General features: G+C 68.0%; 18 protein-coding genes and 1 tRNA gene. 10 read left to right on the forward strand and 9 right to left on the reverse strand.

Annotation, left to right across the window (positions count from 1 at the left end):
* The coding region (locus RJ05_RS24480; protein ID WP_036541151.1) for a YdcF family protein at positions 1 to 441 on the reverse strand (441 nt) is incomplete at its 3' end.
* Between the two features lie 119 nt (positions 442 to 560).
* Between RJ05_RS24480 and RJ05_RS24485 the strand changes: the two genes are divergently transcribed.
* From RJ05_RS24485 to RJ05_RS24495, 3 genes are all read left to right on the forward strand, one after another.
* Positions 561 to 1,376, forward strand: coding sequence for an aminotransferase class IV family protein (locus RJ05_RS24485; RefSeq protein WP_036541123.1), 816 nt, complete (start codon positions 561 to 563; stop codon positions 1,374 to 1,376).
* 157 nt (positions 1,377 to 1,533) lie between these two features.
* Positions 1,534 to 2,856 (forward strand): UDP-glucose dehydrogenase family protein, encoded by a 1,323-nt coding sequence (locus RJ05_RS24490; RefSeq protein ID WP_036541125.1) that lies wholly within the window; start codon positions 1,534 to 1,536, stop codon positions 2,854 to 2,856.
* A 145-nt stretch (positions 2,857 to 3,001) separates the two neighbouring features.
* Positions 3,002 to 4,324 carry a DUF7159 family protein gene (locus tag RJ05_RS24495; protein ID WP_036541154.1) on the forward strand — a complete coding sequence of 441 codons (1,323 nt, stop codon included), beginning with the start codon at positions 3,002 to 3,004 and terminating at the stop codon, positions 4,322 to 4,324.
* A gap of 73 nt (positions 4,325 to 4,397) precedes the next feature.
* On the opposite strand, the gene RJ05_RS24500 is transcribed toward RJ05_RS24495, so the two are convergent.
* Positions 4,398 to 5,672, reverse strand: coding sequence for a YibE/F family protein (locus RJ05_RS24500; protein ID WP_036541127.1), 1,275 nt, complete (start codon positions 5,670 to 5,672; stop codon positions 4,398 to 4,400).
* A 458-nt stretch (positions 5,673 to 6,130) separates the two neighbouring features.
* Positions 6,131 to 7,375, reverse strand: coding sequence for a pyridoxal phosphate-dependent aminotransferase (locus RJ05_RS24505; protein WP_036541129.1), 1,245 nt, complete (start codon positions 7,373 to 7,375; stop codon positions 6,131 to 6,133).
* A gap of 362 nt (positions 7,376 to 7,737) precedes the next feature.
* Between RJ05_RS24505 and RJ05_RS31125 the strand changes: the two genes are divergently transcribed.
* On the forward strand, positions 7,738 to 8,235 hold the full coding sequence (locus RJ05_RS31125) for a hypothetical protein (protein ID WP_156090855.1): 498 nt from the start codon (positions 7,738 to 7,740) through the stop codon (positions 8,233 to 8,235).
* A 6-nt stretch (positions 8,236 to 8,241) separates the two neighbouring features.
* Here RJ05_RS31125 and RJ05_RS24515 read toward each other — a convergent pair whose 3' ends face one another.
* Complete coding sequence (locus tag RJ05_RS24515) at positions 8,242 to 9,618, reverse strand: helix-turn-helix domain-containing protein (protein WP_036541134.1); 1,377 nt, start codon at positions 9,616 to 9,618, stop codon at positions 8,242 to 8,244.
* Positions 9,619 to 9,831: 213 nt separating this feature from the next.
* On the opposite strand from RJ05_RS24515, the gene RJ05_RS24520 reads away from it, so the two are divergent.
* Positions 9,832 to 10,281 (forward strand): hypothetical protein, encoded by a 450-nt coding sequence (locus RJ05_RS24520; protein WP_036541136.1) that lies wholly within the window; start codon positions 9,832 to 9,834, stop codon positions 10,279 to 10,281.
* Positions 10,282 to 10,349: 68 nt separating this feature from the next.
* Here the strand turns inward: RJ05_RS24520 and dcd are convergent, their stop codons facing one another.
* Positions 10,350 to 10,931: a dCTP deaminase gene (gene dcd / locus RJ05_RS24525; RefSeq protein ID WP_036541157.1), complete on the reverse strand. Its 582-nt coding sequence runs from the start codon at positions 10,929 to 10,931 to the stop codon at positions 10,350 to 10,352.
* A gap of 97 nt (positions 10,932 to 11,028) precedes the next feature.
* Here dcd and RJ05_RS24530 point away from each other — a divergent pair, with 97 nt between their 5' ends.
* Positions 11,029 to 11,409 (forward strand): VOC family protein, encoded by a 381-nt coding sequence (locus RJ05_RS24530; RefSeq protein WP_036541138.1) that lies wholly within the window; start codon positions 11,029 to 11,031, stop codon positions 11,407 to 11,409.
* Positions 11,410 to 11,520: 111 nt separating this feature from the next.
* On the opposite strand, the gene RJ05_RS24535 is transcribed toward RJ05_RS24530, so the two are convergent.
* The 3 genes from RJ05_RS24535 to RJ05_RS24545 form a co-directional block, all read right to left on the reverse strand.
* Positions 11,521 to 12,951, reverse strand: a complete 1,431-nt coding sequence (locus tag RJ05_RS24535; protein WP_036541140.1) for an amidase — start codon at positions 12,949 to 12,951, stop codon at positions 11,521 to 11,523.
* Positions 12,952 to 13,102: 151 nt separating this feature from the next.
* Positions 13,103 to 15,307 carry a hypothetical protein gene (locus tag RJ05_RS24540; protein ID WP_138445751.1) on the reverse strand — a complete coding sequence of 735 codons (2,205 nt, stop codon included), beginning with the start codon at positions 15,305 to 15,307 and terminating at the stop codon, positions 13,103 to 13,105.
* Positions 15,308 to 15,715: 408 nt separating this feature from the next.
* Positions 15,716 to 15,789 (reverse strand) — tRNA-Gly (locus RJ05_RS24545).
* A 241-nt stretch (positions 15,790 to 16,030) separates the two neighbouring features.
* Between RJ05_RS24545 and RJ05_RS24550 the strand changes: the two genes are divergently transcribed.
* The 4 genes from RJ05_RS24550 (at position 16,031) to RJ05_RS31130 (ending at position 18,331) form a co-directional block, all read left to right on the forward strand.
* Positions 16,031 to 16,735, forward strand: coding sequence for an alpha/beta hydrolase (locus RJ05_RS24550; protein ID WP_036541143.1), 705 nt, complete (start codon positions 16,031 to 16,033; stop codon positions 16,733 to 16,735).
* A gap of 261 nt (positions 16,736 to 16,996) precedes the next feature.
* Complete coding sequence (locus RJ05_RS24555; RefSeq protein WP_036541144.1) at positions 16,997 to 17,581, forward strand: dihydrofolate reductase family protein; 585 nt, start codon at positions 16,997 to 16,999, stop codon at positions 17,579 to 17,581.
* Positions 17,578 to 17,991 (forward strand): VOC family protein, encoded by a 414-nt coding sequence (locus RJ05_RS24560; RefSeq protein WP_036541145.1) that lies wholly within the window; start codon positions 17,578 to 17,580, stop codon positions 17,989 to 17,991. Before RJ05_RS24555 ends, RJ05_RS24560 begins: the two co-directional genes overlap by 4 nt.
* 136 nt (positions 17,992 to 18,127) lie before the next feature.
* Positions 18,128 to 18,331, forward strand: coding sequence for a hypothetical protein (locus RJ05_RS31130; RefSeq protein ID WP_104897898.1), 204 nt, complete (start codon positions 18,128 to 18,130; stop codon positions 18,329 to 18,331).
* A gap of 16 nt (positions 18,332 to 18,347) precedes the next feature.
* On the opposite strand, the gene RJ05_RS24565 is transcribed toward RJ05_RS31130, so the two are convergent.
* Positions 18,348 to 18,698, reverse strand: coding sequence for a DoxX-related protein (locus RJ05_RS24565; RefSeq protein WP_036541159.1), 351 nt, complete (start codon positions 18,696 to 18,698; stop codon positions 18,348 to 18,350).
* Positions 18,699 to 18,825 lie beyond the last annotated feature (127 nt).

Raw genomic sequence — 18,825 nt, forward strand, 5'->3', positions numbered from 1 at the left:
ATCCACGAAAAGCAGGTCGCCGGACCAGCATTCGCCGATTATGTAGCGAGCGCGGGAAATATGCGGCGTGAACGTCACCACGATGACACGTGTCCAGCCCTCCGCACGCGCACGCCGGGCCAGGTAACGGCCCTCGCCGCGAGTGGTGCGTGGATCGGGGTCGAAGCATTCCACTTCGAAGCTGTATCCGCCGTGACAGATCCGGTTGACCAGCGCGCTGTGCTCGTACGGGTTCGACACCAGCACCCGCGGCGCATAACCGTCGCGCGCGAGGGTCAGGCCCAATTCCTCACGCCCGTCGTGGGCGCCACCGAGAATCAGAATCGCGTCGGCAGGTGCGGGTTCCTCGGTCTGCGGCCGCACATACACCGGCCACAGCGCGGCCGTGACGATCGCGAGCAGCACGCCGACGACGAGCACAGTCCCGCCGATCCGCCGCATCGGCCGATCCTATCCAGGTCGCGCACCAGCGCTGATGAGCGCCGCGGCGAGCGGAAGGCCCGCTCCCCCGATGTGCGGGCTTGACCTTGATACCGGTATCAAGGCTTACCTTCGCATCCATGAGCACATTTCCCGCACTGACATTGCTCGACGGGCAGCCCGCCGACCCCGGCGCGCTGGTTCCGCACGCCTTCGCCGGCTTCGCGCATTTCACCGCGATGCAGGTACGCGACAGCGCCGTCCGCGGGCTCGACCTGCACCTGGACCGGTTGGCCGGAGCCTCCCGGACGCTGTTCGGCGCCGAACTCGCACGCGAGCGGGTGCTCGCCGACCTGCGAACCGCCGTCGCCGCGTCGCCGCCCGATCTGTCGCTGGTCCTCACAGTGTTCGACGCCACCGGGGAATTCACCAACGACGCCGCCGAGCCGGCACTGCGTACGCTCATCCGGACCGCTGCGCCGGCGAACGGCCCACGCGGCCCGCTCTCGCTGGCGATCTACGAACACGAACGGTTCATGCCCGAGATCAAGCACGTCGGTGAGGGCGCCAAGACCTACTATATGCGCCGCGCACGTGCGGCGGGATTCGATGACGCCGCCTTCGTCGACCGGAAGGGCCGCCTGTCCGAGGCCTCGATCTGGAACCTGGCGTTCTGGGACGGGGACACCGTCGTCTGGCCGGAGGCGGCCGTGCTCACCGGCACCATGATGGGCGTCGTCCGCCGCCGGCTGCACGCGGCCGGGATACCGCAGCGCACGCAGCCGATCCGCCCCACGGACGTGCCCGGCTTCGGCGGCGCGGTGGTGCTCAACTCGTGGACACCGGGCATCGCGGTGAACCGGATCGGCGAGACCGTGCTCGGTGGTTCCGCGGAGCTGGTCGGCGTGCTGCACGCGGCATACGAATCGGAACCACCGGCTGCCCTGGCGGACTGACCGGAACTCGACCCGCCAAGGCGGCTTCTGGAACCAAACCCCCAACGAGGGCCTAACCCGCAGGTCAGGCGAGTTTCCACTCCCTGTACATCTACTGTTGCCCGGACTCTTGCCTCGGTGTGGCGGAGTAGCCACCGGCACGGCTTACCAATCGATCATGCGATGCACAGTCTTCGGAACCGGGTACCTGGGGGCCACGCACGCCGCGTGCATGGCCGAACTCGGGCACGACGTGATCGGGGTGGATGTCGATCCGGGCAAGGTCGCAAAGCTCTCCGATGGGGTGGTGCCGTTCTACGAGCCGGGCCTGGAAGCGGTGCTGCGCCGCAATCTGGACGCCGGACGTCTGCGCTTCACCACCTCCTACGCCGAGGCGGCCGCGCATGCCGACGTGCACTTCCTCGGCGTCGGCACACCGCAGAAGAAGGGCGAGTACGCCGCCGACCTGAAATACGTGCACGCGGTGATCGACGCACTGGCGCCGATGCTCGAGCGACCGTCGGTGATCGTCGGCAAGTCGACGGTCCCGGTCGGCACCGCCGCCGAACTCGGCGCTCGCGCGAGGGCTTTGACCTCCGCCGATGTCGAAGTGGCATGGAACCCGGAGTTCCTGCGCGAGGGCTTCGCGGTGCAGGACACGCTGCGGCCGGACCGGCTGGTGCTCGGCGTCGACCGCGACCGCGCCGAGTCGGCGTGGGTGGAACGACTGCTGCGCGAGATCTACGCCGACCTGATCGCCGCCGACATCCCGTTCCTGCTGACCGACCTGGCCACCGCCGAGCTGGTGAAGGTGTCGGCGAACGCCTTTCTGGCCACCAAGATCTCGTTCATCAACGCGGTCTCGGAGGTGTGCGAGGCGACCGGCGCCGACGTCACCGTGCTGGCCGACGCCCTCGGCTACGACGCCCGCATCGGCCGCCGCTTCCTCAATGCCGGCCTCGGATTCGGCGGCGGATGTCTGCCCAAAGACATCAGGGCCTTCATGGCGCGCGCCGGTGAGCTCGGCGCCGACCACGCGCTGACCTTCCTGCGCGAGGTCGACAACATCAATATGCGCCGCCGCACCAAGATGGTGGATATGGCCACCAAGGCCTGCGGTGGATCGCTGCTCGGTGCGAATGTCGCGGTACTCGGCGCGGCCTTCAAACCCGAATCCGACGATGTGCGCGATTCACCCGCGCTCAACGTCGCCGGAATGATGCAGCTGCACGGTGCGGTGGTCACCGTGTACGACCCGAAGGCGCTGGAGAATTCGCGCCGGGTGTTCCCGACGTTGAACTACGCCACCTCGGTCGCCGAGGCCTGCGATCGCGCCGACGTGGTACTGGTACTGACCGAATGGTCCGAATTCACCGCGCTGCGCCCGCACGACCTGGATCCGGTGGTGCGCGCGCGCTCCATCATCGACGGCCGCAACTGTCTCCTACCGGCCACCTGGCGGGAGGCCGGATGGGTGTACGCGGGGCTCGGCACACCGTAGAGTTGCCAGTCGAGGCGGGGGCCATCAGGTAAACGGCCAGCACTGCCGCGAACTCCACAGATCTCGGTCGGTAGGGTTCGGGGACGAGCCGCCGCGTGTAGATGTGCGGGGCTCACATGTCGTGGAGCGGGAAGATGAGCAGCTGATGGGTTCGGTACTGGGAGTTGCGGTGGGGGCCTGCGCCGTTCGGCTGGCCCGCCCCCACACCGGGCACCAGCACGAGCATCCGGCCGCGCAGTCCTTCGACCTCCAGACCGTCCCGGTGGCCGAGCAGGACCCGGCCGAACTCGCCGCTCAAGCCGTCGGGGTGACGCTGGAGACATCGCCCGATATCGCCGCCACCGCCATCGCCTACCGCACCGATCAGCAGGCGAGGGCGATCCGCGCGGCCATGGCCAAACAGCAGGTGACCAACTACGAGCTGGTTCCCGAACTCAACGCGATCGTCGAATTCGCCGAGCGCAGCGGCGATATCCGCGGCGCGTCCATGCTGGTCGTCTACGACCTCGGTAGCTCGGGGCTGTCGGTGAGCATCGTCGACGTCGAGACCAGACAGGTCCGTCACACCGAACGCACCTCCGATATCAGCGGCGAATACATCGATTCGCTGATCCGCGAACAACAGATCGCCTCCGGCCGCATCGCGCACCCGCACGACCCGTCCGGTCTGGCGCAGCTGGACGCGCTGTGCAGGCAGGCCAAGGAACAGCTGTCGAGCAATACCGCGGTGGCGTTGCCCAGCGAGCAGGGCCTGGTGCTGCTGGCGCAGGAGAACTTCGAAGCGCTGATCACGCTCGCGGTGGAATCGTCCGCGCGGATGACGCGCGAGGTGGTGATGCGCTCCGGTATGCCCGTCAACGGCGTGCTCGTAGTCGGCGGCGGGGCCCGGATTCCGCTGGTCGCGCGGGTTTTGGAGCATTCGCTCGGGCTGCCGGTCGTGGTGCCGGAGGATCCGGAGACGGTGGCGGCTCGCGGTGCCGCGCTGCTGGCCCGCGCGGTGCGGGCGCCGCGTCCGGTCGCCGCACCGGCACGGCCGGCTCCGGCGCCGGCCTTCGATGACGATGAGCTGGCGCCGTCGTGGCTGTCGGCGCCCACCGAACGCCGGCGCGGGCGACGTGAGATCAGCGGTGCCGTGTTGACGGTGAGCGCGCTGGCCGTGGTGGCCGCGATCGGTCTCGGGCTCGGTTACGGTCCGCAGGTGCTGGAGCGGGATTCGCACACCAGCGAGGGCAACACCTCTCCGCTGCCGACCACACCCGCACGCGCAAGCGCCCCGCATCCGCAGACCGCGGCGCCGACGACGACCGAGGCCGAGGAGGCGATCGCCGAGCCGCCGCCGCAGCGTCAGCGGACGGACGAGCCCGCTCCCACCACCGTCGGCCCCAACACCATCGTGGTGGTTCCCGGACTGCCGCCCATCATCGTGCCGACCATCCCGCCGCTGTTCCCCCCACCGCCACCGCGCTGAGCGGCCCCGCGCCGCCGGTTGGCGACCCGCGGCGCGGAGTTCGAACGACCCGCGCGAGCAGCGCCGCGAAGTATCAGGCCTTCGCGTGCCGCGGCCGGTTGGTCACCGGCGGTGCGGCCTTCGCCGACCCGAACGGGCGGGCGAGCAGCACGGCGATACCGGTGGTCAACGGCACGGACAACGCCAGGGCGATGCCGCCGACGGCCGACCTGGCGATCTCGATCGCGACGGCGTCACCGACCAGCACATCGCGGATCTCCCGTCCGGCGACGCTGAACAGCAGCAGCAGCGGCAGCGCGCCACCGGCGTAGGCGAGCACCAGGGTGTAGACGGTGCTGGCGATGTGATCGCGACCGACGCGCATGGCGGCGGCGAAGATCTCACGGCGCGTGGCGCCCTCGTCCAGCGCCGCCAGTTCGAAGGCGGCCGAGGCCTGGGTGATGGTGACGTCGTTGAGCACACCGAGCGAACCGATGATGAAGCCGGCCAGCAGCAGCCCGGTGATGCTGACGTGTTCGAGGTAGGTGGCGACGTTGGTGTTCTGTTCTTCGGAAAGTCCCGTCAGATCGGTGACGCCGATCGCGATCCAGGACAGCACCGCCGCCAGCACCATCGAGGTCAACGTCCCGAGTAGCGCCGAACTGGTCCGCAAGTTCACGCCGTGTGCCAGATAGAGCACCGCGTACAGGATCAGCGAGCCCGCGACCAGCGCGACCGGGATGGCCGGTTTGCCGTCCAGCAGGGCCGGCAGCATGAACATCACCAGCACGCCGAACGCGAATCCGAGCCCGAGCAGTGCGCGCAGTCCGCGCCAGCGCGCGACCGCGATGATCACCACGACGAAGGCCAGCGCGATCAGCGTCAGCGGCAGTCCGCGCGCGTAGTCGTCGAAGGAGTAGAGCGGGGTCCCGTCGGGGGCGGTCTGCCGGACGATCCGAATGTGGTCGCCCGCCTTCAATTCCGGTTGCCCCGGCCCCGGCGCAATCTCGAGCAGCGTGTGGTTGCCCTCGTGCGGCCCGGATTCGATGGCGATCAGACTGCGCTGGCAGGTGTAGGCATTGGTGGCGGGCGGATCCGGCTTGTCCGCGAACACCTTGCCGAGCGACGGACTACCGCAGGCCCCCATATCCTGCAACACCACCGTCCCCGCCTCCGTCTGCACCGCCCCACCCCCGGCGTTCTGCATCGGCAGCGGAATATCGACCTGCTGCTCACTGGGCCACAACGCGATGGTGGCGATCACCACGACCACCCCGATGACCGCTAGTAACCCGACAACGACCCGCGCAGCGGTAGCCCCGATAGCAATCGGCCCCGAGTGATCATGATGGTGATGGTGGTCGCTCACGCGCCGAGCTTAATGGACCTGATTTTCAAAACGCAGCGGGAGCAGGCCAAAACTGCCCAGGCTGGTCTTTTCCCACCGCACCAACTGATTTCGCAAGATCCGGGTAACTCACCGGGTACGGGCTAACTCGGCCCAATGCCTAACCGCCACTCGCCAACGCAAAGAACCCCGCGCCTGAGTCTGGTCAAAAATCTCGGGGAGGCGGGCAAGCCGGCGGAGAGCAGGGGGATGTCTCCGCCGGCCGCAGGGTGGCGCCCAGGGGGGTAGGCAGCCTGACCCACAAGGTCGGCTTGTCCAGGGGGGGTAGACAACCCGACCGGGCGCTCGAAAGCGCCGATGCCTACTGTACACAAAAGAACTTGTTTTGCGCTAGTAAGTCTCCAAAAACCTCGATTACTCGAACATGAAGTCTGTTTTCACCCGAGGAACCAGGGTCTGGACCCGTTGACGGTGCTGGACTACTGGCGGTAGCTGGACAGGAAGTTGCCGAAACGCTCGATCGCGACGGCCAGGTCACGGGCCCACGGCAGGGTGACGATCCGCAGGTGGTCGTGGTTGGGCCAGTTGAAGCCGGTGCCCTGCACCATCAGGATCTTCTCCTGCAACAGCAGGTCGAGGATGAGCTTGGCGTCATCGTGGATCTCGTAGACGTTCGGGTCCAGCCGCGGGAACGCGTACAGCGCGCCCTTCGGCTTGACGCACGAGACGCCGGGGATCATGTTCAGCCGCTCCCAGGCCACATCGCGTTGTTCCAACAGCCTGCCGCCGGGCAGGATCAGATCCTCGATGCTCTGGTGTCCGCCGAGTGCCACCTGAATGGCGTGCTGGGCGGGCACATTCGGACACAACCGGGACGAGGCCAGCAGGTCGATGCCCTCGATGAAACCGGCCGCATGCTCCTTCGGGCCGGTGATCGCCAGCCAGCCCGATCGGTAGCCCGCCACACGGTACGCCTTGGACAGGCCGTTGAAGGTCAGGCAGAGCAGGTCGGGAGCCAGCGTCGCCAGCGAGATGTGCTTGGCGTCGTCGTAGAGGATCTTGTCGTAGATCTCATCGGCCAGCAGCAACAGCTGATGTTTGCGCGCCAAGTCGACCAGCTGCTGCAACACCTCGGCCGAATACACCGCGCCGGTCGGGTTGTTGGGGTTGATCACCAGCAACGCCTTGGTCTTGTCGGTGATCTTGGACTCGATGTCGGCGATATCGGGCTGCCAGCCGTTGGACTCGTCGCACAGGTAATGCACCGGCGTGCCGCCCGCCAGGCTGGTCATCGCGGTCCACAGCGGGTAGTCCGGGGCGGGGATGAGCACCTCGTCGCCGTTGTTCAGCAGCGCCTGCATGGTGATGGTGATCAGCTCGGACACACCATTGCCGAGGTAGACGCTGTCCACGTCGAGCTCCGGGAAGCCGGGCACCAGCTCATAGCGGGTGACGATGGCGCGCCGAGCCGACAGGATGCCCTTCGATTCGGAGTAGCCCTGGGCGTAGGGCAGCGCAGCGATGATGTCGCGCATGATCACATCGGGGGCCTCGAACCCGAACGGGGCCGGGTTGCCGATGTTGAGCTTGAGGATGCGATGCCCCTCGGCCTCCAGCCGTGCCGCATGCGCGAGTACCGGTCCACGGATCTCGTAGACGACGTCCTGCAACTTGGTGGATTGCTCCAGCACACGCGGCGGGCGATGATGATGACCAGTGCTCACCGCTCCATGGTGCCATCCTCGGTATTTGCTCCTCCGACTCCCCGCCCCGCCATCCCGTAGGGTGACCGGCGAAACTGCGGGTGGAGGAGACCGGTGTGGACAGCGGAAACGGTGGGGCGGTCGGGCCGGATCAGCCAGGCGAGACGCATGGGCCGGGTCAGCCAGGCGAGCCGAGCGGACCAGGCCGGACAGGCGGACCGGGCCGGCCTGTCGAATCAGGCGGACCGGGCGGGCAAGGCGGACCGATGCATCTTGGCGCGCCGATGCCATACCCAGGCTTCGCCGGGCCGCAGCCATCATCCCCGACTCCTGGGCCCAGCCGTCGCCGGATCGCCCTGATCAGCGCCGCGGCGGTCGCGGCGGTGCTGGTGATCGGCGGTGCCGGGGTGGCGATCGGTGTAGCGATCGGCGACTCACCGGCTGCCGAGCACGCCCAGCCGACGCACACCCAGCCGACGCGGACCGAGCAGCGGTCGCAGGCTACGCGAGCGGCGGCACAGCAGGCGGCGTGCGATTTCGCTGCACTGATGTCCACCTACGACTATCGCGATCTGAATTCCTACGAGCGGGCCATCGACGCCGCCTCGACCGGAGAGTACAAAACCGGCTTCGACAGCGGCTTCCCCAAGGTGCGCGACTTCATCGTCGTGACACAGATGTCGTCGACCAGCGATGACGTCCAGTGCACTTATCAATCCGGCGATGACAAGCGCGCCGAGGTGAAGGTTCATTCCGCGCACACCGTGACAAAAGCCTTCGAGCCTCCCCAGACGGTTCGTCAGGAATTCACGGTGACGATGGAACAGGTCGAGGACGGGCGATGGCTGTGCGCCGGGATGGAGCCCACCCAGCCGAAGTAGCAGCGCTCACCCGGGAGAACCCGGCGCGAGCCCGTTGGCGGCGGTGGTGCCGCAGAACTCCTCGATGCGCTCATCGAGCGCGGCGGCCTCGGTGGCGCCGTCGAAGGCGGGGGCGGCGAGACGGCGTCGGACGCCGGTCAGCCGTTCCTCGAGCTGGGCGATGCGTTTGTCCTCGGACAGGCCGAGCACCGGATGCAGGGCCTCGGTCGCGCCATCGAGGCTGCCGTTGATCAGATGCGCGGCCGCCGAATCCACCCGTGCGAGAGCCTCGGCGCCGTAGGAGCGCTGCCAGGCCGGACCGGTGGAATACAGCTCGATCGCCTGCCCGGTCGCGGCGAGGGCGGGTTCGGCCATACCGAGATGGATGTAGGTGGCGCCGGCGTAGTACTGCGCCTTGGCGTCGGGGAATCCGAAGACACCGCCGATGCCGTCGTGCAGGGTGTCCGATCCGGAGCCGTCGCGGGCGTCGGTGGCCGCGCGCAGGCAGCGCTCGGTGTCGGCGGCACTGCCGATCTTCGACCAGATCCTGGCCTCGATATTGCTCAGACGCACTCGCGCGGTCGCCGAATCGGCGAATTCCAATCCGCTCTGGGCCAGCTCGACCGCTCGGCGCGGCCGCTCCGACCAGTACTCGATGAGCGCGTGCATGCCGCGGGTCCACGCGCGTAATCCGTTGTGCCCACATAATTCGGCGTAGGCACGGGCGGCGCGGATCTGTTCGGCGGCGGCATCGTAATGGCCGAGATCGGTGCTGGCATTGGCGAGCAACCCGGACAAGCTACCCGCGAGCAGATACAGGTGACTGGTATCGGCGGGACGCTGCTGCCCCTCCAGCAACCGATACACCCGCCGCCGCACCCGCAGCATCTCCACCATCATCGGGACCGGCGGAATATGCACGTAGTCGTTGGCGATTCGGGTGACGTCGGCGTCGAGCTGTTCCAATGTCATCGCGCCGATATTGGTGCTCTCGGCCCGGCTCGCGTGTGCACTGGCCTCGTGGGCAGCCGCCATTATCAGATCCCTCTCCGAAATCGCTGCTAACGCATCGCCTCTCACCGCGCCGGCGTCTATGAGGTCCAAGAGTTCCGCGTCGCTGGAATAACTGCTGTGCGCCGAGTCGCCGGCTCGCGCGTCGAATCGCGGTGTGGCGGGCTGACTGATCAGCTCCGCGAACCGTGCCCGCACCACATCGTCGGACCTGGCCAGGGAGGTATCGAGCGCGGCCTGGTTCACCGGTCGCGGATGCACCCGGCTGCCGCCCGCTTCCCATTTGGATACCAGGCGCTGATGCACCCCCAAATGGGCGGCAAACTCCCGGATACTCATCCGCATGGCGTCGCGCAGCGCCCGGGTCTCCTTCCCTGACCACTGCCGGACCACGTTGTCTTCCCTTCGAACGAAACGTCCTCCACAGGTTACGAGCAAATTGTGAGCGCTGCCACATGCCTTTTCGGCCCGAATAACTGGCAGCGCAAGGGCAGTGGAACGCCGGCGTGTAGGCGCTTGTGGCGCGCCGGGGATCACCGCGAGCCTGGAATCGGTGGCGAATCCGACTCCGACCGGCCCGGCGTCAGCGGGCCAGGGGGCTACGCGATGAACGTGGAAAAACTGAGGACGATCGACGATTGGGCGGCCTTCTACCGGCACGAATTCGGGCTGGTGGTCACCGAACGCGGCGGGTTCGTGATGCTACCGATCACCGCGAGAGCCTGCGTGATTCATCTACCCACCTGGCGGGCCGAGAAGGTCCAGGCGGCGTTGCAACAGCAGGGCGTACGAGTTCCCATGCTGGCCAGGCAGATCCGCTGGAGCTTTCTGGCCACCCCGGACAGCAGGCCGGGCGCGCAGATCATGGAGGTGCTCAACCGCCTCGACATCGGCATACCCGCTGTGGGCAGTGCCGTCATGCTGCCCACCGGTCTGGGTCGCTGGACCAGAGAAGGCTGTCACTGGATCGAACCGCCCGAGCGGGGCACGCCGCTGCCGCCGTTGTCGACGATCGTCACCGCCGCCCTCGCGGTCGGTTCGGATCGGCCGGACTGATCGTCGCGGCCGCTCGGCCCGAGCGCATAGACGAGGAAGCTGTGCGCCGGGTCGAGCGGGGGCGGATGTCAGCGGTCCAGGCTGGGCAGCGGGAAGTTCAGGTACGCCTTCGACGGCGTCGGGCCCCGCTGCCCCTGGTACTTGGAGCCGGTGGCGGCGCTGCCGTAGGGGTTCTCCGCCGGGCTGGTCAAGCGGAACAGGCACAGCTGGCCGATCTTCATGCCCGGCCACAGGGTGATCGGCAGGTTCGCCACGTTCGACAGCTCCAGCGTGATGTGGCCGCTGAACCCTGGATCGATGAACCCGGCGGTGGAATGGGTGAGCAGGCCGAGCCGGCCCAGACTCGACTTACCCTCCAAGCGACCGGCCAGATCGTCGGGCAGGGTGCACACCTCCAGGGTGGAGCCGAGCACGAACTCACCCGGATGCAGCACGAACGGCTCACCCGGCGCGGGCTCGACCAGGCTGGTCAGCTCGTCCTGCCGCTGAGCCGGGTCGATATGGGTGTATCGGGTGTTGTTGAAGACCCGGAACATCCCGTCCAGGCGCACGTCGATGCTCGACGGCTGGATCAGATTTTCCTGGAACGGCTCGAGCCCGAGACGCCCACCGGCGATCTCCGCGCGGATGTCACGATCGGAAAGCAGCACGCGCACGAGCGTAAAGCAGCACCGGAACGAGCAGATTGCCAGGCCGTCGGCGGCCGGTGACCGGCAAGTTGTCGTACCCCTGGTGCATCATCGGCCCATGTCCGAATCCGACGCAGGCGGCCACCGCCACCACGCCATCGATTACATCGAAATCACGGTCACCGACCTGGCGGCCGCCACACGCTTCTACACCGAGGCGTTCGGCTGGCAGTTCAATGACTACGGCCCTGCCTATGCCGGGATCCGCAACCCGGACGGGCCGGAAAAACCCGAGGTCGGCGGGCTGGCGCTGGCCGAACAGGCGCGTCAGGGCGGGCCGCTGGTGCTGCTGTACTCCGACGACTTGGACGGCTCGGTGCGGGCGGTCGAGGCGGCGGGCGGGAGCGTCGTGAACGGGCCGTACGAGTTCCCCGGCGGGCGGCGGTTCCATTTCACCGATCCGAGTGGCAACGAGCTCGGGGTCTGGGCGGCGAAGTGACCCCACGCTGGTTCAGCGCGTAGGTCCTGCTGGTTTCGTCCGGATCGAGGCGCGGGTGCCGGGCGCGGCTTCCGATGGCCCCGGCCGCCCGGCGCAGTCGAGCCGTCGCGCTCAGCTCGCGTTCTGTTCGCGGGCGGTGGGTACGTCGGTGATCCGCGGGAACGGGCTGGCCGCCTCGAACTGGTAGGCCAGATCCAGCAAGGTGCGCTCGGCGCCGCGCCGGGAGGACAGCTGAATCGAGCCGGGCAGGTTCGCCGACATGCGCCCGTGCGGCAAAGACACGGCGGGCCCACCGCCGACGTTGTTGAGCGGGGTGAACCCGACGTAGTCGACGAGCTTGGCGAACAGTTCGTCGAAGGGCAGGTTCGGTGAATGATCGCCGATCAGCGGCGCCGGATGCGAGAGCACCGGGGTGAGCAGGACATCCACCTCGGTGAAATGCCGGTCGTAGATCGCCGGTGCCGCGCGCAGCCTGCGCACCGCCCGCGCGACGCTCAGCGGCCTGCTCGTCGCCAGCGCCGCCAGGCCCTTGGTGAAGGGGTCGCGCAGCCGCGGATCGAAATGCTTGCGCTGCGCGACCCGGAACGAGGTGGACAGCAAGGCGGCCACCGCGGCCCAATACAGCTTGAAATCCTCGATGAACTGCTCGTCGACCTCGAGCCTGGTCTCCACCAGCTCATGGCCGAGCCCGGCCAAGACCGCGACCGCGGAATCGAGCACCGCGCCGGTCTCGGGGTGTACGGCCGCTCCGCGCACGTCGTAGCGGATCACGCCGATGCGTAGCCGGCGCTCGCTCGGGCCTTCCACCAGGCCGATCGGCGGCAGTTTCGCATTCGTACGGAAGCGTTCGGCGGCCGCCAGATAGTGCGCGGTATCGCGTACGGAGCGGGTCAGCACACCTTCGGCCACCAGGTGCACCGGCAGCTGCCTGGCTCCGGGCTGGTCGAGCAGCCGGTTCCGCGTCGGCTTCAATCCGACCAGGCCGTTGGCGGCGGCCGGGATGCGGATCGAGCCCCCGCCGTCGTTCGCGTGCGCGATCGGCACCACGCCCGCCGCGACGAGTGCTGCCGAACCACCCGAGGAGGCGCCGGCGGAGTAGTCGGTGTTCCACGGGTTGCGAGTCGGCGGACGGTCGGCGTACTCGGTGCTCGCGGTGAGCCCGAACTCCGGCAACGTCGACTTGCCGAGCGCGACGAAGCCCGGATGCAGGAACTGCGCGCCGGGTCCGCTGGTGCGGGTGGCCGGACGCGGGACGAAGGCGGCCGAGCCGTGACAGGTGGGCAGCCCAGCGACGTCGGTGTTGTCCTTGACGAAGGCGGGCACCCCGGAGAACACCCCCGACGTCGCCCGCGCGGCACGCGCCCGCGCGAAGCATTCGGTCTCGATGGCGTTGAGCTGCGGGTTCACCCGCTGCGCCCGTTCGATGGCGGCCTCGATCACCTCGGAGCGACTCACCTGCTCGTCTCGGATCGCCGCAGCGAGCGCCACCGCGTCCAGCTCGCCCAGCGCGTCGTCGGCGAATGCGTGCGTGGATGTGCTCATGTACTCGGTGCTTCCTTACCTTCGCGCGTGCGGCCGAGGCAACTCGTCCGGCTGAGATCCGGTTCCGACCGCTGTTGGCAGGATAACGACGCTCATGCGGCAGGGGTTCCGGTCGGCACCGGCCGCGCGACGCGGTCGGCCCGCACGGCGTTCAGGAGTCCCAGGGGTCGGGGCCCTCGACCGGGTGGGTGTGGTCGAGATTGGCAATCCGGCGGGCGGAGGCCGACAGTTCGGCGCGATGGTGATCGCTTGGATCACGGTAATAGGCGCGGGCGGCTTCGAGGTGGGTCTGCGATACCCGCTGCCCGATGGCCCAGCGGGTCTCTCGGCTGACGTTTCTCCATTCGTCCGGCGTTATCCTGCGCATCGCGGATTCGGAATCGGCCGAGCGCAATACGCGCGCCACGAACGTTTCGTCGATTGCGGCACCCGGCGGAGGCTTTTTGGTGTGCCGCGCGAAGCTGTCGGCGCGGACCACCGCATGGGCGGCGAAGGCCATGTGGGCGTCATCGCTGACGTGGTTCTCGACCGCCAGTGCTGCCGACACCGCCTTCTGCAACGGCTCGAAGCCGAACGGATTGCGCGACATGCTCGATTGCTGAGCCGCCCGCACCCGGAACACCTCCGTAACGTGCCGGTCGCTGGCCCCTGCGTCGAGCAGAGCCGCGGTCTGGTGCCAGTCGGGTACGCGACTGTCGTCCAAACCCTTCAACGCGTACGCCACACCGAGCACGTCGCCGAGCCCGCCACCGCGCTCGGATTCCGACAACGCCTTCATCCGCCAGTTCTGCCGCGCCATCGCGTTCCAGGCATGTGCTTCCTGCCGATGCGGTGCGGTCTGGATGCCGACCCGCTCGACACCGGTCAGGCCCCTTGCCCGGGGGTTGAGGGGGTTCACAACGCCACCGAGCAGCCACGCCGTCGCCGGCGATTTGTTCACCGTGTCCAACGCCGAAACTGCTGCGACAGCAGCGAACCCCGAGGAGCCGCTCGTCGCAGCCGCCATGTTCATGCCGCTCGCGCTCGGCCCGCCCGCCGCCGATCCACCCCGTTGAATCGCGGAGGCGACCCGGCCTGCGATCCAATCGTTGCCTCGATCCAGGCCGGCCGACAGCCGCCGCAACTGTGCGATGGCGGCCACCTCCACCACACATGCGATGACCATGACCGCAACGACCTGGCCCTTGGCCTGATCGAACACATTGCCGAGGAACAGCACATAGATGCCGAGGAAGATGGTGAACGCGGTCATCCGCGCCGCTGCGACGAGGCCGTCGACGATATTGCGGACGAGGAACGTCTGGGTCGGTCCGTACACGAATCCGCCTGCGGCGAAACCGAAGATCGACATGAATGCGTGGTAGATCGTGCCCATCGCCGCCTTGATCACCTTGATCGCCAGATAAGCGGCGAACAACAGCAGCAGGACCGCACAGGCGAGCAGGATCAATCCGGTGCCGACCTGGCCGAGGCTCGGACTGCCCGCCTTCGCCAGGGCATCGGCATCTCCGCAGGCGCGCATGCTATCGCGCACCCGGTCGTCATCGCCCGCCAGCACCGCCGTCGTCCAGCCGTGACGGCACGACGGCCGGTCGTCGACGACGTGCCCGAAGTTCCACACCTGCACCGGTTTCCGGGCGAAGTTGTCGGCCATCTCCGATTGGATGCCCGCCACCAGCCGGGCCGGATCCGGATCATTGTTGCCATTGACGCCGGCAGCCACCGATATCCCGACATCGCGTCCCTGGGCGAGCAGCCCGTGCGAGGACAGCACGTCCCCCAGCGGTTCGGCGAGGAAAACCGGTCCGATCACTGCTACCCCGAGCATCGTCACCACCTGCACCGCGGCCTTGGCGTGGTAGCCGCGGGCCACGAACAAGGCGACACACACCGACCCGATCGTTGCCGCGGTCAACAGGACGATCGGGGTGGCGATCTGGCCGGTCAGCGCGTCGGCGATGCCCGTCCACGCTGCGGCGAAGCGGTCCAGCCATTGGAAGCTGAGGGCGTAACCGACCAGCCAGATCGCCGCCGTCACCACGGTCATGTATCCCATGAACAGCAGCCCGAGCACGGCCCACAGCGTGGTCGTGCCCGGGTCCAGGGGCCCCCCGTGCCCGGTGGCGAAGACATAGTTCGCCAGTGGCACCCCTGACGAATCCCGCACACCCATCCAGCTGACGCCGTCGATTGCGGCTCCGCTCGATCCGGCCTGCGCCGATGCCACCGCTCCGAGCGCGCCGGGGAAGACGAACAGCATGAACAGCACCGCGATCAGCCACGCCACCCGGCGCCGCCGCCGCGTGGCGAGCACCCAATCGCGCAGCAGCTTCGGCAGCCGACTCGGATCGCTCATTCGATCCAACAGGTCGGGACCGATCAGATCGCCGCGCCGCGCGGCCTCTGCGGTATCAGCGCTCGGCACGGTCGGCGACCACCGGGTACAGCGGGAAAACAAAGGACCAAGGTGGACGTCGCGCACTCATGTCCGGCTTTCTGTGAAAGCTAGCTGACACGCGAATGATTTCGGTCGCCCACGACGCCGAGAACAACAGTTCCGAACATCAAGGTAAACAGCCGATGAAGACCGCGCCGCCGCCTTGCTCCGGGTTCATCTCGACGCCACCGCGCAGGACGTCTGATCCGGGGACCAGTGGCACGCAGGTGGCATGACTACACAACACAGGTCGGCCGAAACGAAAGGATGGACCGGCAGCAAAGGGTGATGACCCAGATGGCCGGCGAATCTGCCATGTGGTGATCGTGGAGCCGATGACGGGAATCGAACCCGCGCTGTCTGCTTGGGAAGCAGAAGTTCTACCATTGAACTACATCGGCGTGCGCGTTCGCGCGTCCGCGAGCTTATCAGACCAGGCGCTGCGCCGGTCAATTCCGGTGGGCCGCAGCGAGTGGCAATCGCCTGGCACCCGACACCGGCGTAGGGCCGGGTCAGCCGTGGTTTCTGCGCATTTCCCCAGCTAGTGTGGGTGACGCCCACGGCAGTCGTTCTGGCTTCACGGGTCGGGCTATGGGCGAGCCCGGCCGACAGGTATCCCCGACGAACCGACAAGGCGAAACTATGACTTCACATCCGACGATCGTTCTGGTGCATGGATTCTGGGGCGGGGCGGCCCATTGGGCCAAGGTCATCGTCGAGCTGCACAAGCGCGGCTACAGCAAACTGCGTGCGGTGGAGAACCCACTCACCTCACTCGCCGACGACGCCGCGCGCACCCGGCAGATGATCGACCAGGTCGACGGCCCGGTGCTGTTGGTCGGCCACTCCTATGGAGGTGCGGTGATCACCGAGGCGGGTGACCGGCCCAATGTGGTCGGCCTGGTCTACGTCGCGGCCTTCGCACCCGATGCCGGGGAGAGTCCCGGTCAGATCAGCGAACAGCTGCCGCCCGCCGCTTTCGACAACATCGCTCCCGACTCCGACGGCTATCTATGGATAGCGCAGGACAAGTTCCGTGAGAGCTTCGCGCAGGATCTGCCGGAGGACGAGGCTCTGGTCATGGCGGTCACCCAGAAGGCGCCGGTCGCCTCGACCTTCGGTGACGCCGTCACCGCTCCCGCGTGGAAGGTCAAACCCAGCTGGTACCAGGTGTCCACACAGGACCGCATGATCAACCCCGACAATGAGCGCCGCATGGCGCAGCGGATGAATCCGCGCGCCATCATCGAGCTCGACGCCGGGCACGCCTCGCTGGCCTCGCGTCCGGGCGACATCGTCGATCTCATCGAGACCGCGGTACGCGAACTCGCCGCCTCGCCCGCGTAACGGATCGAGGACCGAGCCTCGCGACGTGGTGTGCCGCGAGGCTCGGTCCTGACTGTCGGCTGATTGCCGGGACGCTGGACCTGTTGTGGCTGTTCGCGTCTGCGCAGGCGCCAGGCCCTGGACGCCGCGGGCTCGCGCGGCGCGCCGGCTCTTCCGCATCTGCCCGATGAGTTTGCCCGCTGCGCGGAGTCTTCACTGTGACACTTCCGCGGCGTGCGAAGCGGGAGCATCCGATGCCATGGACGATAGAGGGAGACCGGTGTGGGCAATCCGATTCGGCTGTACATGTCGATGTCGCTCGACGGATACATCGCCGGGCCCGACGATCGGCCCGGACAGGAGCTCGGGCGCAGGGGCGGGCGGCTGTTCAACTGGCTCGACGACCGCAATTCCGACGGTCCCAGCGGGCAGGTGTATCGCGAGGCGCTGGCGACCGGCGCGGTGATCTCCGGCCGACGGACCTTCGAACTGGCCGGGCGCTGGCAGGGCGACCATCACGACGGGGTACCGATCTTCGTCCTCACCCACCGGGCCGATGACGGGGACGCGCCGCCCGGCCACGCACGGTTCGTCACCGACGTCGAGGACTGTGCCCGCCGGGCTCGCGCGGCCGCCGGGGACCGGGCGGTCTTGGTTCACGGGGCGGGCGCGGCGCAAGCGCTCCTGAGAGCCGGGCACATCGACGAGATGGAGATCCATCTGGTTCCGGTGCTGCTCGGGGAGGGTCGAAGGCTGTTCGATCACCTCGGTGGCGACCACATCGAACTGGACCTCGTCCGGCGGCTCGACGACCGAGACGTCACGCACCTGCGATTCCGGGTACGCCGGCCCGAGGCGACCGCATGAAAACGCTCTTCGTCGCGTTCCGCGTCACCGACCTGAACCGCTCCCTGGATTTCTACGGCGCCCTCGGCTACGCGGAGCTGGGCCGGGTCGACCTGGGCGACGGCGACTGCCTCGCCATCCTGTCGTTCCCCGGCGAGCCGGCGGCTTCGCTCGAACTGGTCTACCGGCCCGGCGACGGACGCGTCGAGGTGGGCAACGGTGTCGACCATCTGGCCATCCAGGTGGATTCCATGACCGCCACCCTGGCGCGGCTGACCGACGCCGGCCTCAAGCCCGGACCCATCCAGCATCCTGGCGGTGCTCACGGCCCGATGACGTCATGGCTCACCGACCCGGACGGCTATCGCATCGAATTGGTCGAATGGCCGCCCGGCCACCCCGACGGCATCACCGCAGCGGACTTCTCCTGATCGGGGCGCTGCCCCTTCTGGCCACTCGGCCGCCGAACGCAGGCGCGGCGCCCAGGGAATCGACGTCTGGGCGCCCGGCCGATGCCTCGATAGCATTCCCGGATATAGCCAGGTCGGGTGAGCGAAAGAGACAACCATGCATCGAACAATCGCCGCCGTCGCCGTGACGGCAGCCGTCCTCGTCCCGGCTCAGCTGGCGAGCCCGAGCCTTGCCGCCGCCGAAGCCCAGCCGGTGAGCACCGGCTCCGCCGAGATTCCGCCCTCGTGTGTCGGCAAGGTCGATCCGATCGTGTTCTTCCTCCAGTCGCTGGCGGGCACCCAACCGAGGCACTGCCTCTGATCCGGCGGCGCGACACTCATCCGCCGGCCATCGCGACGTACCCGCCCCACCCCAGATACGCCGCGTTGACCGCCACGCCTGCGGCTGCCGCGGCCCGGCCGCCGGTGCCGCTGCGTAGCCGGTCCAGCCACAGCAGCAGATAGGCCGCGAGCATCGCCGCGGCAAGCCAACTGCCGGGGGTGCGGGTGGCCGGCACGATGATCATCGTGCCCAGGGTGACCTCGACGATGCCGGACACCGCGACGAGTTGTCTCGGCCACGGCAACCATGCGGGGACCAGGTTGGCGAAGTACGCGGGGGCCGAGAAGTGGGCGATGCCGCAGCCGATGAGGAACAGGCCGAGCAGAATCGCTGCGCTAGCGTGCATGGGGTGAGCATGGCGCCGGAGTGCCTGTGGCGGCTTGAACGAAACGATCGCCGCGTGCTGTTCGCCTGCGACGAATCGACGGCCGTTTTCGCCGATACCGGCAGCGCGGCGGTCGGTCGCCACGACC

The sequence above is a fragment of the Nocardia cyriacigeorgica NBRC 100375 genome (assembly GCF_000308555.1).
GTDB classification, from domain to species: domain Bacteria; phylum Actinomycetota; class Actinomycetes; order Mycobacteriales; family Mycobacteriaceae; genus Nocardia; species Nocardia cyriacigeorgica.

Coding starts and splice junctions, on each gene's coding strand:
- RJ05_RS24485 (WP_036541123.1), top strand. CDS start 561: ATGAGCACATTTCCCGCACTGACATTGCTCGACGGGCAGCCCGCCGAC.
- RJ05_RS24490 (WP_036541125.1), top strand. CDS start 1,534: ATGCGATGCACAGTCTTCGGAACCGGGTACCTGGGGGCCACGCACGCC.
- RJ05_RS24495 (WP_036541154.1), top strand. CDS start 3,002: ATGGGTTCGGTACTGGGAGTTGCGGTGGGGGCCTGCGCCGTTCGGCTG.
- RJ05_RS24520 (WP_036541136.1), top strand. CDS start 9,832: ATGAACGTGGAAAAACTGAGGACGATCGACGATTGGGCGGCCTTCTAC.
- RJ05_RS24530 (WP_036541138.1), top strand. CDS start 11,029: ATGTCCGAATCCGACGCAGGCGGCCACCGCCACCACGCCATCGATTAC.
- RJ05_RS24535 (WP_036541140.1), bottom strand. CDS start 12,951: ATGAGCACATCCACGCACGCATTCGCCGACGACGCGCTGGGCGAGCTG.
- RJ05_RS24540 (WP_138445751.1), bottom strand. CDS start 15,307: ATGAGCGATCCGAGTCGGCTGCCGAAGCTGCTGCGCGATTGGGTGCTC.
- RJ05_RS24550 (WP_036541143.1), top strand. CDS start 16,031: ATGACTTCACATCCGACGATCGTTCTGGTGCATGGATTCTGGGGCGGG.
- RJ05_RS24560 (WP_036541145.1), top strand. CDS start 17,578: ATGAAAACGCTCTTCGTCGCGTTCCGCGTCACCGACCTGAACCGCTCC.
- RJ05_RS31130 (WP_104897898.1), top strand. CDS start 18,128: ATGCATCGAACAATCGCCGCCGTCGCCGTGACGGCAGCCGTCCTCGTC.
- RJ05_RS24565 (WP_036541159.1), bottom strand. CDS start 18,698: ATGCACGCTAGCGCAGCGATTCTGCTCGGCCTGTTCCTCATCGGCTGC.